Below are 16240 nucleotides of genomic sequence, written 5' to 3'. Positions count from 1 at the left end.
GATTTCTGTGAGCTTTACGCAGCATGAGCGTGTATCCATCGACCGTGTTCCCATCCGCCGGGCCCTCATCTCGGTCTACGACAAGACCGGTCTCGAGGAGCTCGCGCGGGGTCTGCACGACGCCGGCGTCAAGATCGTCTCCACCGGTTCCACCGCCAAGAAGATCGCCGCCGCGGGAATTCCCGTGCAGGAGGTCGAGGAAGTCACCGGCTCGCCGGAAATGCTGGACGGCCGGGTCAAGACCCTGCACCCGCGCGTGCACGGCGGAATCCTCGCGGACCGCCGCGTCCAGGCCCACATGGACACGCTGGCCTCGATGGACATCGAGCCGTTCGACCTCGTGGTCGTGAACCTCTACCCCTTCGTGGAGACGGTGAAATCCGGCGCGGCGCAGGACGACGTCGTCGAACAGATCGATATCGGCGGTCCGGCGATGGTGCGGTCGGCCGCCAAGAACCACGCCGCCGTCGCGATCGTGGTGGACCCGGCGTCGTACGGCTCCGTGGTGGAGGCCGCTTCCTCCGGCGGCTTTGACCTGAAGACCCGACGCCGGCTCGCCGCCAAGGCGTTCGCGCACACCGCGGCCTACGACACCGCCGTGGCCACCTGGACCGCCAGCCAGTTCCGCGACGAGGACGGTGACGGCGTGATCGACTGGCCCGCCTACGCCGGCCTGGCCCTGGAACGCTCCGAGGTGCTCCGCTACGGCGAAAACCCGCACCAGCAGGCCGCGCTGTACGTGGACAAGGCCGCCCCGGCCGGCATCGCCCAGGCCGACCAGCTGCACGGCAAGGCCATGAGCTACAACAACTTCGTCGACGCCGACGCGGCCCTCCGCGCCGCGTTCGACTTCGCCGAGCCCGCCGTCGCGATCATCAAGCACGCCAACCCCTGCGGTGTGGCCGTGGGGTCCGCGACCGCCGCTGACCCGATCGCCGACGCGCACGCCAAGGCCCATGCCTGCGACCCGGTGTCCGCGTTCGGCGGCGTCATTGCTGCCAACCGCACCGTCACGGCCGGCATGGCCCGGACCGTGGCCGGCATCTTCACCGAGGTCGTCATCGCGCCGGGCTTTGAGGACGAGGCCGTGGAGATCCTCGCCAAGAAGAAGAACATCCGGCTGCTCACCCTGCCCGAGGGCTACGGCCGTTACCCCACCGAGTTCCGCCAGGTCTCCGGCGGCATGCTGGTCCAGGCCGCCGACAAGGTCGACGCCGACGGCGACAACCCCGCCAACTGGACCCTCGCCGCCGGTGAAGCCGCCGACGCCGACACGCTGGCGGACCTGGTCTTCGCCTGGACGGCGTGCCGCGCGGCCAAGTCCAACGCCATCTTGCTCGCCGCCGAGGGCGCCGCCGTCGGCATCGGCATGGGCCAGGTAAACCGGCTCGACTCCTGCCGGCTCGCCGTCGAACGGGCCAACACGCTGGGGGTAGCCGTGGAGTCCGACGTCGAGGGTGCCGGCGGTGCGGCCGCCGTTCAGGCAGAGCCAGGCGCCACCGGCGCGCCGGAGCGGGCCCGGGGCGCCGTCGCGGCCTCGGACGCGTTCTTCCCGTTCGCCGACGGCCTGCAGATCCTGATCGACGCGGGCGTCCGCGCCGTGGTGCAGCCGGGCGGCTCCGTCCGCGACGAGGAAGTCGTCGCCGCAGCCAACGCCGCCGGCATCACGATGTACTTCACCGGCGCGCGCCACTTCTTCCACTAGAGGTTCCCGCGCCCGGGGTGCTCGCGTCTGGGTTCTGCCCGCGGTTGCCGCCAAGAGTGGACATGCCCTCCCTGCACGGGGAGGGCATGTCCATTTTGCGCCGGCTCGTGCCGCATGTGCCGCATGCAGCTGTTGGGCTGGGAATCGCCACCTGGTCCGCGGGACATGCTCATTTTTCGCGCCGAGGGGTGGGCGGACGCTGCGGCGCCTTGGGACATGCTCAGCTCTCGAGGCCAAGGGAGAGCACAGGCTGCGGCGCCTTGGGACATGCTCAGTTCTCGAGGCCAAGGGAGAGCACAGAGCGCGGCACTTTGGGACATGCCCATTCTTGGCAGTGAGGAGTGGGCATGCAGGGACTATGTCCACTCGCCGGACCGGGCGAAGGGCATGTCCGGGCTAAGGTGTAGCCGCCCGGCTCCGTGGCCAGGGACAGGCTCATGCGTCGCGGCGGGCTGGGCGCAGGCCACGGCCCCGCTGGACGTGCTCACTTTTCGCTCCGACGGGTGGGCGCGCTCGCTGGCACCTGGGGACATGCTCATTCTTCGAACCTAGGGCAAGGCATGTCCCCCTGACACCGTGGGACATGCTCATTCTTGGCGCCGAGGAGTGGGCATATAGGCACTATGTTCACTGGCCGACCCCGGGGGAGGGCATGTCCCGTGGATGCCGACGGGCGAGCGGGCACCAGCTGTGCACACGGAAACGCGGGGTCACTTGCCGCCCCGTCGAGGGGATGGCGGCACGTGACCCCGCGCTGTCCTGCTCCTTCCTCGCAAGTGGATCGGTGCGGGCTTCGGTGCGGGACCGGGGTGCCGGCCCCGGCCCCGGCAACCCCCGGCCCGGCCCCGGCAACCCCCGGCCCGGCCCCGGCCCCGGCAACCCCCGCCCCGGCCCGGCCCGGGCAACCGCCGGCCCGGGCCCGGGCCCGGCGCGGACGAGTCCCTACAAAGCGGCAGCCGTGCTGTAGGCCTGCTGGATGACGGAGCCCCAGTACGGTCCATACATGGTGGTGGAGTTGCTGCCGTAGCCGTAACTGTTGATCGAGTTCTGGTAGCCGGTGGAGCTGGAGCCGATGAACCACGGCCCGCCCGAGGAACCGCCGGTCATGTTGCAGGGGATGCCCTGGGTGTTGAACTGCGGGTTGTTGGGGTCGTTCTTGGCGGTGCCGCTGCAGCTCTTCAAGGATTCGCCGTTGAACGGGGGCGCCGCCGGGTAGCCGAACGACTTGTAGCTCAGCCCCCGGGCGGCGTTGAACTGCACGCCGGAGGAGCCCACGACGTCGGCGAGCGACTTGCCGTTGAGCGGGTTCATCACGGCGAAGCCGGTGTCGTACGTCATGTCTCCGCCGGAGCTCCACTGGGTCGGGGTGTACAGCGCCTTGGCGGTCCACTTGCCGTAGGGTGCCGAGCCGTTGAGGTAGGCCGGAACGAAGGTGAAGTTGGTGGCGAAAGCGCCCGGGCCCTCGTTGACGCAGTGGCCGGCGGTGGAGACGGTGCTCCTGTTGGACGAGGTCACAGAGTTCCCGGAGCAGACATAGTTGGAGCCGCGGAGGGTGAAGAAGACCTTGCCGATGTGCTTGACCGGGGTCTCGCTGGCGTTCGCCTTGGTCTGAAGCTGCGTGGCCTGCGCAGTGGGCGTGGTGCCCTCCACCTTGGCAGGGGCGCCCGCTTCAGCCGGCCGGTGCACGGCCGCCTTGGCCTTGCTGCCGCGCTCCACGGCCTTCGCCGCCAGCACGTCGCCCGGAATTGCGCCGCGCATGCGCTCCGCCGTCCAGTAGTCGGCCGAGCCGCCGTCGTCGACGCTGTGACTGCTGACCTCCGACGACGACGTCGGCACCTTCAGCGCTGCCGGTGCGGCACTGGCCGTACCGGCAGCGCTGACCGCCAGGAGCGCGGCGGCGGAGAGACTGAGGAGGCTGGTGGCCAGAGTCTTAGGTGTTCGCATGGGTGTCCTAACCGGAAGGATGCGGAGCGGCCAGCCGTGGCCGGCAGCCGTGATGGGTTAGAAACTACGCGACCTTGACGAACCTGTAAAGTTATTTGTCAATAATTGACAAGGCGCGCTTTGGGAGAGTCCTGGGCCGTCCAGGGCCCGCCGCGGTGTCATGCGCCTGCCGGGGCCCGTCCCGGATAGGTGCCAAGGCGGCCACCTCGGGTAAGTTAGAGCCGTTGAGATACACAAGATTTCCGCAGACTTTCAGGGAGATGCCCGAGCAATGGCCAAGATTATCTATACCCACACCGACGAAGCGCCGATGCTGGCCACCTATTCGTTCTTGCCGATTGTCGAGGCGTTTGCTTCGACGGCCGGTGTGGAAGTGGAGACCCGCGACATTTCGCTAGCCGGCCGCATCATCGCCGCCTTCGGCGACTACCTCACCGAGGAGCAGCGCGTCAGCGACGCCCTCTCCGAGCTGGGCGCCCTTGCCAAGAAGCCCGAAGCCAACATCATCAAGCTGCCCAACATCAGCGCCTCCGTGCCGCAGCTGAAGGCCGCCGTCGCCGAACTCCAGGACCAGGGCTACGCCCTGCCGGACTACCCGGACAACCCGGCGTCCGACGAAGAGACGGACATCCGTTCCCGCTTCGACAAGATCAAGGGCTCCGCCGTGAACCCGGTGCTCCGCGAGGGCAACTCGGACCGCCGCGCGCCGCTCTCGGTGAAGAACTACGCCCGCAAGAACCCGCACACGATGGGCGCCTGGAGCCCGGACTCCAAGACCAACGTCGCGCACATGGAAGCCGACGACTTCCGCTCCAACGAGAAGTCCGTGGTCATCGAGGCGGACACCAACATCAAGATCCAGCTGGTCAAGGAAGACGGCACGGTCAAGGTCCTCAAGCGCGCGTTCCCCGTGCTGGCCGGCGAGGTCATCGACGGCACGGTGATGCGCGCCGCGGCGCTGGACACCTTCCTCGCCGCCCAGGTCGCCCGGGCCAAGGAAGAGGGCGTGCTCTTCTCCGCCCACCTGAAGGCCACCATGATGAAGGTCTCCGACCCGATCATCTTCGGCCACGTCGTCAAGGCGTACTTCTCCGATCTCTTCGCCACCTACGGCGAGCAGATCGCTGCCGCCGGCCTGAGCCCCAACAACGGACTCGCCTCCATCCTCAACGGCCTCGAAGACCTCCCCGAGGAGATCCGCGGCGACGTCGAAGCGGCCATCAAGAAGGGCCTCAACGACGGCCCCGAGCTGGCCATGGTCGACTCGGACAAGGGCATCACCAACCTGCACGTGCCGTCCGACGTCATTGTCGACGCTTCGATGCCGGCCATGATCCGCAGCTCCGGCCACATGTGGGGCCGCGACGGCCAGGAGGCGGACACGCTCGCCGTCCTGCCGGACAGCAGCTACGCCGGCATCTACCAGGTGGTCATCGATGACTGCCGCGCCCACGGGGCCTTCGACCCGACCACCATGGGCACGGTCCCGAACGTCGGCCTGATGGCCCAGGCCGCCGAGGAATACGGCAGCCACGACAAGACCTTCGAGATCCAGTCCGCCGGCACCGTCCAGGTGGTCGACGACGCCGGCACCGTGCTGATCGAACACCAGGTGGCCCCCGGCGACATCTGGCGCGCCTGCCAGACCAAGGACGTGCCGATCCGCGACTGGGTCAAGCTGGCCGTAACCCGCGCCCGCGCCTCCGCCACCCCGGCCGTCTTCTGGCTGGACAAGGGCCGCGCGCACGACGCCCGGATGATCGCCAAGGTCGAGGAGTACCTCAAGGACCACGACACCGAGGGCCTGCAGCTGGAAATCATGTCCCCGGACGAGGCCACGGCCTTCACCCTCGAACGCCTGCGCAAGGGCGAGGACACGATTTCCGTCACCGGCAACGTGCTCCGTGACTACCTCACCGACCTGTTCCCGATCCTCGAGCTCGGCACCAGCGCCAAGATGCTCTCGGTCGTTCCGCTGATCAACGGCGGCGGCCTGTTTGAGACCGGCGCCGGCGGCTCCGCTCCCAAGCACGTCCAGCAGTTGCTCAAGGAAAACCACCTGCGCTGGGACAGCCTGGGCGAGTTCCTGGCCCTCGCCGTCAGCTTCGAACACCTGGCAACCTCCACGGGCAACGCCCGGGCGCAGGTCCTGGCGGACACCCTGGACCGCGCCACCGGCACGTTCCTGCTGGAGAACAAGTCCCCGAAGCGCAAGGCCGGCGAGCTGGACAACCGCGGCAGCCACTACTACCTGGCCAAGTTCTGGGCCGACGAGCTGGCACGCCAGACCGACGACGCCGAGCTGGCAGCAGCCTTCGCCGCCGTCTCCGAGTCGCTGAGCTCCAACGAGGAGACGATCGTGGGCGAACTGCTGGCCGTCCAGGGCTCCCCGGTGGACCTCGGCGGCTACTACCGTCCGGACGAAGCCAAGGCCTCCGCGGTCATGCGCCCCTCGGCCAAGTTCAGCGAAGTGCTCTCCCTGCTGGGCTAGTCCCAACAACGGCTAGCTCCAATACGCCGAAGGGCGCACCGGGAAATCCCGGTGCGCCCTTCGGCGTTAAACGGGGTCCTGGGTCAGCGGTCGGAGGCCCGCCGGTCGCGGTCCGCGTTAGCGGCGCCGCCGTCGAAGGCCGGTTCAGTGGCCAAATCCGGGTCGGTGCCGGCTGTCCGCCCGGGCCCGACCACATCGTAGCCGGTGTCCGTCAGCAGCGGCTCCGCGGGTGCGTGCGCTGCGACGTCGCCGTCGTCCACGCGACCACGCCAGCCGCCCGTCTCAAAATCGCGGCCCTCAATGAATTTCTTGAACCGCTTCAGGTCCGCCCCGACCTGCCGGGAGTCGAGCCCGACCGCCGACCCGATCTTCTCTGTGGCGGAGCCGGGCTCCCAGACGAGTTCGACGTCGACCTTTGTTTCCGTAGGTCCGAGCTCCGTGAAGCGGACGGTACCGGCGTTGCGCGGACCGTCCAGGCTCTCCCAGGAGACTTGCCGGTCAGGGGTCTGGCAGGTGATCCGGGCGTCGTAGTCGCGTTTGACCCCGCCGATGCTGGTCTGGAAGTGGACGGTCGCGTCGTCGAGTTGCCGGACGGCGTCGACGCCGCTCATGAACTGCGGGAAATCCTCAAACTGGGTCCACTGGTTGTAGGCCTGGCTAAGGGGGACGTTCACGTCGATGGATTCCTGGACTGTTGCCATGCTTGCTTCACTCCTTCGGCTGGCAGGCTGCGGACCTGCCAATCGTTTCAGGGGACGGATACAAGGTCGGTGCAAGTGCTCGGATGCTCGCTCGGAAATGGTCAGGCTGCTTCAGGCCTGACTGTCCAAGCTAGCCGGATCCGGCCGACAGCGAAAGCCCGGCGTGCAGTTCGGTACCGGAAAGCGGCCGATGGATTGACGCCGGCCCAAGCCAAGCGAGACGGGCCAGTGAGGTCAGGCTCCTAGCCGCCGCCTTTGGCCTTGCCCTTGGCTTTGCCGTTCTGGCCCGGGTTCGCGGGGGCGGGCGCCGGTGCCTGCGCCGCCGCTGCCTGGTCGGCGGCAGCCTGGTCGGCGGCAGCCTGCGCGGCGGCGGCCTGCGCGGCGGCGGCTTCCGCCTGCTGGGCAGCGGCCTGGTCTGCGGCAGCCTTTGCCGCAGCCGCGGCTGCGGCCTGCTGCTGGGCCACCTTAGCCGTGAGGTCGGCCCGGACGGCGTCGATGGCAGTCTTGATGCTCTGGTGGCGTTTGAAGGACACCTTGCCGTCCGCAGCTGCCGCGTCGAGCCTGGAGACCAGCTCGTCCAGCAGTTTCAGGGCGCCGGCGGAGTCGTCGGTGGCCGCAGCCTCGGTGACGGCGAGAACCTGGGACTGGAGTTGCCCGGCCGCTGCACCGTCCAGTTCGGGAGCCGGCCCCGCGCAGCCGGCAAGCGAACCGGCCAGCAAGGCGGATGTCAGCAAGGTTCCGGCCAGAGCCCCGCGCCAACGAGGGCTGTTGGACGCGCTCATGGTTGCACGCTGTTCTGAAGCTGCTTCAGGTGGTCGCCGAGCTCGCCGGTAACGGCAGGGTAGGGGACGACGGCGGGCTGTTCAGGGGCGGCGAGGGTGAGGGAGGCTGCGACGGCGGCAGCGCCCGCAATGAGAGCGACGGCGGCCAGGACGACGACGACCCTGGTGCGGCGCCGCGCAGAGCGGAACCGGGTGAGCCCACGGGAAAAGAAGCCTCGGCCGCGACGGGGTGCCCGTGCGTCCTGGCTTAGCGTGTCCGGCGTCAGCGCGTGCTGCTGGCGCGTTGGATCCTCGTCGGTGGACCCGAGGCCGGGGGCAGTGTGCCGTGCGGTGCCGCGGGCGCTGCCGCGTGCAGTGTCGTGCGCGGACAGCGCAGCGCCGGAGCGCGGCGGCCGGGCCGGCGGTGCGGGGAGGACGCGGGTGCGCTCCTCGGCCAGGAGGCCCGGCGACGAGTCGGGGGAGACCAGAGCTTGGCGCAGTGCGGCCTCAAGTTCGGCTGCGGTCGGACGATCCATGGGATCCAGGGCGGTCATGGCCCTGATCAGCTGGGCCCATTCGGCCGGTACGCCGGCTGGGACGACTGGGGCTCGATGCAGGCGGGCCACTGCCGATTCGACGGCGCTCCCGGGATATTCCACCGCGCCCGTGATGCATTCCAGCAGCACTAGACCGAGCGAATAGATGTCGCTGGCCGTGCCCATGTCGGCGCCGCGGGCCTGCTCCGGGCTCAAGTAGGCCGCTGTTCCCACCATGGTTCCGGTGGCGGTGAGACGGTTCCCGTCGACAATCCTGGCAATGCCGAAATCGGTCAGCTTCGGCCGCACGGGTTCGCCTGGCCGAACCTGCACCAGCAGGACATTGGCCGGCTTGATGTCGCGGTGGATGATGCCTCGGGAATGTACGTAGGCGAGGGCGTCCGCGAGACCCGCACCAATGACGGCGATTTCGTCCAAAGGCACCGGGCTGTGACGGATCCGGCTTCGAAGGTCTTGGCCTTCCACCAGTTCCATGGTCAGGAATGGCCGGGGCTCGGCGGGCACCCGGGTGTCCGTGCCGGCGTCGAAGAGCGTCACCAGGCTCGGGTGGTTCAGGGTGGCCAGCAGTTCGATCTCGGCCTGTTGGCGTCTGAGCTCGTCTACATCGGCGGACTGCGGAGCGAACAGCTTGAGCGCCACGTCCCGGCCCAGGTTCTCGTCCCGGGCCGAGTACACGGACGCCATGCCGCCGCGGCCGATGACTTCTCCCAGACGGTAACGGCCGCTCAGAACCTCAGTCGTCACCTCATTGGGCGAAGCGTCCACGATGTCCCCCGTCGTTCCCGTTGGCGCCGTGATGGCGCCCCTAAAGAATAATACGGGTCAGGTACCGGTCGCCCACGCGGGCGGTACCGCTCTCATGCCAGGTGTGGGTCTGTAGCCACCTTTCAAGGGTAGGAAGGGATTGTCGCCGGAGCCTGTGAGGCCGTTGAATCCCCCAGCGGATCCAACGACATCGCTCCGGCGGTAGTGAAACCTGGGCACGGACGGACGCGCGTTACGGCGGACGGTCCGCAGGCGGGTGTATGACTTGGGTTCGGTGAAGCCGCAGGGTGGGGGGGTGTGACGGCAGGTGCCCGGCCGCGGGCACCGCTGAGACGGTGCGCCTATGCGAAACGGGGATGCCGGTTGACCGGCCGCGGACTGTGGGGTCCATGGGAACTTCTCCTGAATGACTGATGGCGGGCGCACGTGGCAGCCCAAAGGACCGTGCTCTGCGCAGTAAAACGGCAGAGAACGGCCCTTCTAGTCAGGAGAAGATCCGGGATCAGCGGAGACAGCAGGATGGATGTGCTGTAACGGGCCGCTGATGGGGTCGGCGCCCATTGGGGGAATGATAAAAAGCGAACCCGGCAGCCACGCAACGGCACCGGACGGCCCGCTGGTCGTGGATCCACTGCCGGAGCCCGTACCGGGCGTCGGCGGCAGGGCATTGGGGACCGGCAGTCCGGTGCCTCCACCCCAAGGACGCGGGCCGTCATTGCCGCCGCCCGGCGACGCAGGGGTGCCGTTGCCGGGAGCGGGGCTCGCGGGGGCGGGGTTGCCTGCCGGCGGGGAGGCCGCGGGCGTCCCCGCGCCTTGCGGTTGTGGCAGGACCAGCACCGGGCCATAGGCCGGGCGCACCGAGGCCTCGAAGCCCGAACCGGTCAACAGACGCTGCGGCTGTCCTGAGGGGCCGGGGCTGCAGGCTTGGGCCGGATCAGCGATCGGGGAGACAGCCGACACGGCGGACAGCGGCAGCACGAGGGGTTGTACCGGTGAGGCCGGACCAGGCGCTACCGGGCCAGGATGTCCCGGGGCCGGGGCTGTCACCGGGATGGATTTGGGGTCAGGCTCGGGCGCAGGGGCCGGGGTGGGCGGGGTTGCTGGCGGCGCGGGCTGGGCCGGTGGGACCGGCGTGACGGGGCCCGGCTGGCCAGGAAGCGGCGGGGTGCCGGGGACGGGCGTGTCCGCCGGGGGTGTGGGTTGCGGCGACGGGTGCACGATCGGAACGCCCGGGAGGCCGCCAAGGCCCGGTGCTGGAGGTGCGGCCGGGTCGGTCGGTGCGGTCGTCGGCGGCACCGGGGCTGGAGCCGGTGCGGGGGCGGGCGCCGCGGGCGGGTCGGCTGGCTTCGTTGCCGGCGGTACGGGGGCAGGCGGCGGGGTCTGGGTGACAGGCGGTGCCGGCACGACGGCCACGGGGGGCGCAGGTACCACAGCCACCGGGGGCGCGGGAACGACAGGCGGTGCCGGTGCGGGAACGACGCGCGGCGCGGGGGCCACGACGGGTTGCGGCAGCGGCGCCACCGGCGGCGACGCCGGGGGGAAGGGCGGAGCCAGGGCCGGCAGGGTCGGGGCAGCGGACTCCGGCGGCGGGACCGTCGGGGCGGGCTTGGGGGTCAACTCCTGGTCCGTCATCGGCAGGCGGATCATGGCCGCGACAGTGGTGTCGGAAGCGCTTGGAACGGCGGCGGAAACCTTGAGTTCGTCGGCGCTGGCGGCGGCTGCGGAGAGAGCCAGCCACGTCAGCCCGGCCGCGATAGCCAGGAGCACCCGGCGCAGGACCCGGAGCATGGGGGAAGGGCTGCCTGCTGATCGCATGCGCAACACCCCTCCCCGAAAAATCTCGACGATTGGTCTACAGCGTAAGACCGGAGGCAGGGGCGAGTCCATAGCCCAGGCAAATTTGGCCCGCCGGAACGGCCCGCCGGAACGGCCAATCCGGACGGCAACTCCGGTCCGCGGTTCCGGCCGGGCCAGATCCCGAAGCCGCGGCTAGTGCACGTCGTTCGGGTAGCTCACGCCCAACTGGGCACGAACGCCGTCGAACAATCGCATGGTGTTGAGTGAATCCTGCAACGGCATGACCGGGCTCTCGGTGAGACCCTGCTGGATGCAGCGCGTCACCTCTCGGAGTTCATAGCTGTACCCGCGCCCCACCACGGTGAACCGCTCGGTGCGCGGCTCGTCGAAGCCGACCTGCACCACCAGCTCCTTCGGATTATTGACCGAGCCCAGGCTCTGCAGGAACCCCTTGTTGCCCGCCACGGTGGCGGTACGGGGTCCATAAGCCAGGAGCGAAGAGGTCAGCTGGGCCTGGGCTCCGTGGTGGTAGCCCAGAGTCAGTGCGTTCTGGGCGTCCACGCCGTCGTCGTTGAGCCAGCCGGCGGCGGTGACCGTTTGCGGGAAGCCGAGCGTGCCGAGTGCCCACAGCAGGGGATAGACGGTGATGTCCAGCAGGGCGCCCCCGCCGTCGCGCGGCGCCCAGAGCCTGGACGTGGGGGAGTACGGGGCCGGGAAGCCCAGGTCGGCGGCGACCCATTTGATCTCGCCGATCTCGCCCGAGGCGGCGATCTCGAACGCCCGCTGCATGCCGGGCAGGAAGCGGCTCCACATGGCTTCCATCAGGAACAGGCCCTTGTCCCGGGCCAGGTCCACGAGCTCGGCAGCCTCCCGGGCATTGATTGTGAGGGCCTTCTCGCACAGTACGTGCTTGCCGGCCCGCAGGGCCGCCAGGGCAACTGCATGGTGCTGGGCGTGGGGGGTGGCGACGTAGACGACATCGACGGCGCCGTCGGCGAGCAACCGCTCGTAGCCGGCCACGCCGTCCTGGTCACCGTATGCCCTTGCGAAGCCGTAGTCGGCCGCGAAGGCGTCGGCCGCGGCCTGGTTGCGTGAAGAGACCGCGTACAGCTCCGCGTCGGCCAGGAGTTCAAGGTCCTTGGTGACCGTGGCCGCGATGCTTCCGGTGGCAATTACGCCCCACCGCAGTCTGGCGCCGGTGGCCGTCCGCGGATCCTGGTCGGGTTGGCTTGACAGCCAGGGCGTGGCGATGGGGGCAGTCATGCTGCCATCCTCTCACCACGCCCGGCAGCAGGGCGGTGTCCGCCGCACCCGGTTACACGGCGGTGCCCCGCCCTCGCACGGCTGCGGGCGCTCTCCTCGGTGAGCCGCAGCTATGGATCCCTGTGAGCCCGGGCCCCGGGGGCACGAAAGAGCCCCGGCCCACCCTTGCGGGGGAGCCGGGGCCCTAAGGAAAAAGCGTCAGGCTACTTGGTGATCGGTCCGAGTACCGGATCGTTGACGTAGGCCGTCTTGACGTTGTCCTTGGTCACGATGACCGGCGTCAGCAGGTACGCCGGAACCGTCTTGACCGTGTTGTTGTAGGACTTGGAGTCGTTGATCTCAGGGGTCTTGCCGGCCTGGATGTCCTTGACCATGGTGATCGCGTGCTCAACGAGCGCGCGGGTGTCCTTGTTGATGGTGGAGTACTGCTCGCCCGCCATGATGGACTTGACCGACTCAACCTCGGAGTCCTGCCCCGTGACAACCGGGATCGGCTTGCCGGCGGCCTTGACGGAGGTGATGATCGCGCGGCCCAAGGTGTCGTTCGGGGAGAGCACGCCGTCAAGCGTGGTGCTGCCGTAGGTTCCGGCGAGCAGGGTGTCCATCCGCCGCTGGGCGTTCTCTGCCTTCCAGCCCTGGGTCACGGCCTGTTCGAAGGACTTCTGGCCGGAAACGACCTTGAGCGTGCCGTCGTCGATCTTCGGCTGGAGAATGCTCATGGCACCGTTGAAGAAGACCTTCGCGTTGGCATCATCGGGGGAACCGGCGAACAGCTCGATGTTGTACGGACCGGTGGGCTTCTTGGCCTTCATGCCGTCCAGCAGGGCCTGGCCCTGGAGCACGCCGACCTTGAAGTTGTCGTAGGCCACGTAGTAGTCCACGTTCGCGGTGTTCAACAGCAGGCGGTCGTAAGCGATGACGGTCGCGCCGGCGTCTTTTGCCTGCTTGAGCTGGGTGCCCAGCTGGGCACCGTCGATGGCACCGACGATGATGACCTTGTCACCCTTGGTGACCATGGCACTGATCTGGTTCTGCTGCTCCGAAACGCCGCCGTTGGCGAACTGCACGTCCGGCTTGTAGCCGGCCGCGGTGAGATCGTCGTTGAACAGCTTCTCCGCCAGGACCCAGTTTTCACTCGTCTTCTGGGGGAGCGCGACGCCGATTGCGGAGCCTTTCGGGAACGCCTCGCCGCCGCTTGAGCTCCCGGAAGATCCGGTGTCGGCACGGCCGCAGGCTGTCAGCGCCAGTGCCGCAATAGCAGCGATCGCTGCTGCCTTTCCTGCTTTACCAATCATTTGCATTGCTTGGTTCACTTTCTATAGATGGTGTTCGGAGAATCAGGGGTTTCGGGGCCGGAGAGTCGTTCAGGACTCCCTGGCGATGACCTCTTTGGTGGATGTGGTCTCCTCGGGCCGGGACTCGCTGCTGCGGCTGAAGTTCTTCATCATCATGCCGATGATCGACCTCTTGCCCTGGCTCTTGTTGTAGACATCGAAGGCGACGGCGATGAGGAGGACGAGGCCCTTGATGATCTGGGTGAGGTCCGCGCCGACGCCGAGGAGCTGCAGGCCGTTGTTCAGCACAGCCATCACGAGGCCACCGACGATCGAGCCGATTACGGTTCCCACGCCGCCGGTCACCGCGGCGCCGCCGATGAAGACGGCCGCGATGGCGTCAAGTTCCCAGCCGACGCCGTCGAAGGGGCCGGAGGCGGTGGAGCGGCCGACGAAGATCATGCCGGCCAGGCCGGCCAGGATGGACATGTTCATCATGACCAGGAAGTTGACCTTCTTGGACTGGACGCCGGAGAGCTCGGCGGCGTGCCGGTTGCCGCCGACGGCGTAGATGTGGCGGCCGATGATGGTCTTGGAGGAGACGAACCCGTAGATCAGGACCAGGATGGCCAGGATCAGCCCCGGGATCGGGAACGAGGTCCCCGGCCGGCCGGTCGCGAACAGGTAGGTCGCGTAGAGGATGGCGGCGCAGATCAGGACCAGCTTGGTGATGGTCACCCAGGCTTCGGGCACTTCGGCGCCGAGGGCCTTGGCCTTGCGGCGGGAGCGGATCTCGCTGAACACCACGAAGGCGGCGCCGAGCAGGCCCAGCAGCAATGTGAGGTTGTTGAAGCCGGTGTTGGGGCCGACTTCGGGCAGGTAGCCCGAGCCGATGTACTGGAAGTCGTTCGGCACCGGGATGGTGTTGGACTTGCCGACGAACTGGTTGAAGCCGCGGAACAGCAGCATGCCGGCCAGCGTGACGATGAAGGCCGGGATACCGACGTAGGCCGTCCAGAAGCCCTGCCAGGCGCCGATCACGGCGCCGAGAAGCAGCCCGAACAGGATGCCGAGGTACCACGGGATGCCCCAGTCCTGGATCATGAGGGCGACGCTGACCCCCACGAAGGCGGCGACGGAGCCGACCGAGAGGTCGATGTGGCCGGCGATGATCACCAGCACCATGCCGATCGCGAGGATCAGAATGTACGAGTTGCCGTTGAAGAGGTTGATGACGTTGCCCGGGGTGAGCGTGCGGCCCTCTGTGAAAATCTGGAAGAAGACGATCAGCGCGACCAGGGCGAAGATCATGCCGAATTGGCGGGTGTTGCCGCCAAAGAGCTTCTTGAGCGCATTCATGGTGTCAGTCCTTGTTGTCCGGATGTTCTGGATAGTCCCAGAGGGTCAGGCGGTCTTGCGGGCGGAAGTCATCAGTTTCATGAGGCTTTCCTGGCTGGCTTCCTCTTTGTTCAGCACGCCGGTGATGGCGCCTTCGAAAATGGTGTAGATGCGGTCGGAGAGGCCCAGCAGCTCGGGCAGTTCCGAGGAGATGACGATGACGCCCTTTCCCTGGTTGGCCAGTTGCTGGATGATGCCGTAGATCTCGAACTTGGCGCCGACGTCGATCCCGCGGGTGGGTTCGTCCAGGATCAGCAGGTCCGGGTCGGTGAACATCCACTTCGCCAGGACCACCTTCTGCTGATTGCCGCCGGAGAGCTTGGCCACGCCTTCCTCCACCGACGGCGTCTTGGTGCGCAGCGACTTGCGGTACTGCTCCGCGACGGTGAATTCCTTGTCGACGTCGACGACGTTGTGCTTGCTGATCTTCTTCAGGGCCGCCGAGACTGTGGTGGCCTTGATGTCGTCCAGCAGGTTCAGGCCCAGCGACTTGCGGTCCTCGGTGACGTAGCCGAGGCCGGCGTCGATGGCCTGCTTGACGTTCTTGAGGTGCACTTCCTTGCCGTCTTTGTAGACCTGGCCGGAGATGAAGCGGCCGTAGGAGCGGCCGAACAGGGAACGCGCCAGCTCGGTGCGGCCGGCCCCCATCAGCCCGGCAAAGCCGACGATCTCGCCGCGTCGGACGTAGAAGTTGGAGTTCTTGCAGACCAGGCGGTCCTGGATCTGCGGGTGCCCCACGTTCCAGTCCTTGACCTCGAAGAACTTTTCGCCGATCTTGGGTTCGTGGTCCGGGAACCGCGACTCCAGGGTCCGGCCCACCATGCCCTTGATGATGCGGTCCTCGTCGACGCCGTCGGCCTTGACGTCGAGGGTCTCGATCGACTTGCCGTCGCGGATGATCGTGATCGAGTCGGCGATCTGCTCAATTTCGTTGAGCTTGTGCGAAATCATGATCGAGGTGATGCCGCGGCCCTTCAGGCCCAGGATCAAGTCCAGCAGGTGCTGGGAGTCGGATTCGTTCAGGGCCGCGGTGGGCTCGTCCAGGATGAGGAGCTTCACCCTCTTGTTGAGCGCCTTGGCGATTTCGACCAGTTGCTGCTTGCCGACGCCGATCTCCTTGACCGGGGTGTCAGGGTCCTCGCGGAGGCCCACCCGGGCCAGCAGTTCGGTGGAGCGGGTCCGTGCCTCGGCCCAGTCGATCACGCCGCGCCGGGTGGGCTCGTTGCCCAAGAAGATGTTCTCCGTGATGGAGAGTTCCGGAATGAGCGCCAGCTCCTGGTGGATGATCACGATGCCGGCGTGTTCGCTGGCCCGGATGTCCTTGAACTGCTGGACTTCGCTCTGGTAAACGATGTCGCCGTCGTAGCTGCCGTAGGGGTAGACGCCCGACAGTACCTTCATCAGGGTCGATTTTCCTGCGCCGTTTTCACCGCAGATGGCGTGAATCTCGCCAGCCTTCACCCGCAGGCTTACCTCGGCCAATGCTTTAACGCCGGGGAACTCCTTGGTGATGGAGCGCATCTCGAGAATTATCGGATCGCTGTGCGTGTCGAGGGACGTCATTGCCCTTACGCCTCCAATGCA

Annotated in this window: 11 protein-coding genes; 2 read left to right on the top strand and 9 right to left on the bottom strand. The window is 67.8% G+C overall.

What is annotated here, in order from left to right; genetic code table 11:
• Positions 1 to 7: 7 nt before the first annotated feature.
• Positions 8 to 1705 carry a bifunctional phosphoribosylaminoimidazolecarboxamide formyltransferase/IMP cyclohydrolase gene (gene purH / locus AC1DGI_RS08225; RefSeq protein ID WP_476898411.1) on the top strand — a complete coding sequence of 566 codons (1698 nt, stop codon included), beginning with the start codon at positions 8 to 10 and terminating at the stop codon, positions 1703 to 1705.
• Between the two features lie 942 nt (positions 1706 to 2647).
• Here purH and AC1DGI_RS08220 read toward each other — a convergent pair.
• Positions 2648 to 3649 (bottom strand): trypsin-like serine peptidase, encoded by a 1002-nt coding sequence (locus tag AC1DGI_RS08220; RefSeq protein ID WP_476898410.1) that lies wholly within the window; start codon positions 3647 to 3649, stop codon positions 2648 to 2650.
• A gap of 271 nt (positions 3650 to 3920) precedes the next feature.
• Here AC1DGI_RS08220 and AC1DGI_RS08215 point away from each other — a divergent pair, with 271 nt between their 5' ends.
• Complete coding sequence (locus AC1DGI_RS08215; protein WP_476898409.1) at positions 3921 to 6140, top strand: NADP-dependent isocitrate dehydrogenase; 2220 nt, start codon at positions 3921 to 3923, stop codon at positions 6138 to 6140.
• 83 nt (positions 6141 to 6223) lie between these two features.
• Here AC1DGI_RS08215 and AC1DGI_RS08210 read toward each other — a convergent pair whose 3' ends face one another.
• The 8 genes from AC1DGI_RS08210 to mmsA all read right to left on the bottom strand — a co-directional run bounded on the left by AC1DGI_RS08210 (position 6224) and on the right by mmsA (position 16219).
• Positions 6224 to 6841, bottom strand: a complete 618-nt coding sequence (locus tag AC1DGI_RS08210; protein ID WP_476898408.1) for an SRPBCC family protein — start codon at positions 6839 to 6841, stop codon at positions 6224 to 6226.
• Between the two features lie 242 nt (positions 6842 to 7083).
• On the bottom strand, positions 7084 to 7623 hold the full coding sequence (locus tag AC1DGI_RS08205) for a mucin-associated surface protein (protein WP_476898407.1): 540 nt from the start codon (positions 7621 to 7623) through the stop codon (positions 7084 to 7086).
• Positions 7620 to 8924, bottom strand: a complete 1305-nt coding sequence (locus AC1DGI_RS08200; protein WP_476898406.1) for a serine/threonine-protein kinase — start codon at positions 8922 to 8924, stop codon at positions 7620 to 7622. Before AC1DGI_RS08200 ends, AC1DGI_RS08205 begins: the two co-directional genes overlap by 4 nt.
• 480 nt (positions 8925 to 9404) lie before the next feature.
• Positions 9405 to 10739 (bottom strand): hypothetical protein, encoded by a 1335-nt coding sequence (locus tag AC1DGI_RS08195; RefSeq protein WP_476898405.1) that lies wholly within the window; start codon positions 10737 to 10739, stop codon positions 9405 to 9407.
• Positions 10740 to 10913: 174 nt separating this feature from the next.
• Positions 10914 to 11984 (bottom strand): Gfo/Idh/MocA family protein, encoded by a 1071-nt coding sequence (locus AC1DGI_RS08190; RefSeq protein ID WP_476898404.1) that lies wholly within the window; start codon positions 11982 to 11984, stop codon positions 10914 to 10916.
• Positions 11985 to 12187: 203 nt separating this feature from the next.
• Positions 12188 to 13285 (bottom strand): substrate-binding domain-containing protein, encoded by a 1098-nt coding sequence (locus AC1DGI_RS08185; protein ID WP_441399919.1) that lies wholly within the window; start codon positions 13283 to 13285, stop codon positions 12188 to 12190.
• Positions 13286 to 13348: 63 nt separating this feature from the next.
• Entirely contained in the window at positions 13349 to 14617 is a 1269-nt protein-coding gene (gene mmsB, locus AC1DGI_RS08180) for a multiple monosaccharide ABC transporter permease (RefSeq protein WP_476898403.1), read from the bottom strand.
• 45 nt (positions 14618 to 14662) lie between these two features.
• Entirely contained in the window at positions 14663 to 16219 is a 1557-nt protein-coding gene (mmsA, locus tag AC1DGI_RS08175) for a multiple monosaccharide ABC transporter ATP-binding protein (RefSeq protein WP_476898402.1), read from the bottom strand.
• Positions 16220 to 16240 lie beyond the last annotated feature (21 nt).

The sequence above is a fragment of the Arthrobacter sp. 05N428_2 genome, from assembly GCF_056397065.1.
The sequence above is the reverse complement of the archived record's forward strand: the minus strand, read 5'-3'. Positions and strand labels throughout refer to the sequence as shown.

Bases quoted from the DNA above. Each gene is read 5' to 3' on its own strand.
- AC1DGI_RS08220 (WP_476898410.1), bottom strand. From the start codon at position 3,649: ATGCGAACACCTAAGACTCTGGCCACCAGCCTCCTCAGTCTCTCCGCC.
- AC1DGI_RS08215 (WP_476898409.1), top strand. From the start codon at position 3,921: ATGGCCAAGATTATCTATACCCACACCGACGAAGCGCCGATGCTGGCC.
- AC1DGI_RS08210 (WP_476898408.1), bottom strand. From the start codon at position 6,841: ATGGCAACAGTCCAGGAATCCATCGACGTGAACGTCCCCCTTAGCCAG.
- AC1DGI_RS08205 (WP_476898407.1), bottom strand. From the start codon at position 7,623: ATGAGCGCGTCCAACAGCCCTCGTTGGCGCGGGGCTCTGGCCGGAACC.
- AC1DGI_RS08195 (WP_476898405.1), bottom strand. From the start codon at position 10,739: ATGCGATCAGCAGGCAGCCCTTCCCCCATGCTCCGGGTCCTGCGCCGG.
- AC1DGI_RS08190 (WP_476898404.1), bottom strand. From the start codon at position 11,984: ATGACTGCCCCCATCGCCACGCCCTGGCTGTCAAGCCAACCCGACCAG.
- AC1DGI_RS08185 (WP_441399919.1), bottom strand. From the start codon at position 13,285: ATGCAAATGATTGGTAAAGCAGGAAAGGCAGCAGCGATCGCTGCTATT.
- mmsB (WP_476898403.1), bottom strand. From the start codon at position 14,617: ATGAATGCGCTCAAGAAGCTCTTTGGCGGCAACACCCGCCAATTCGGC.
- mmsA (WP_476898402.1), bottom strand. From the start codon at position 16,219: ATGACGTCCCTCGACACGCACAGCGATCCGATAATTCTCGAGATGCGC.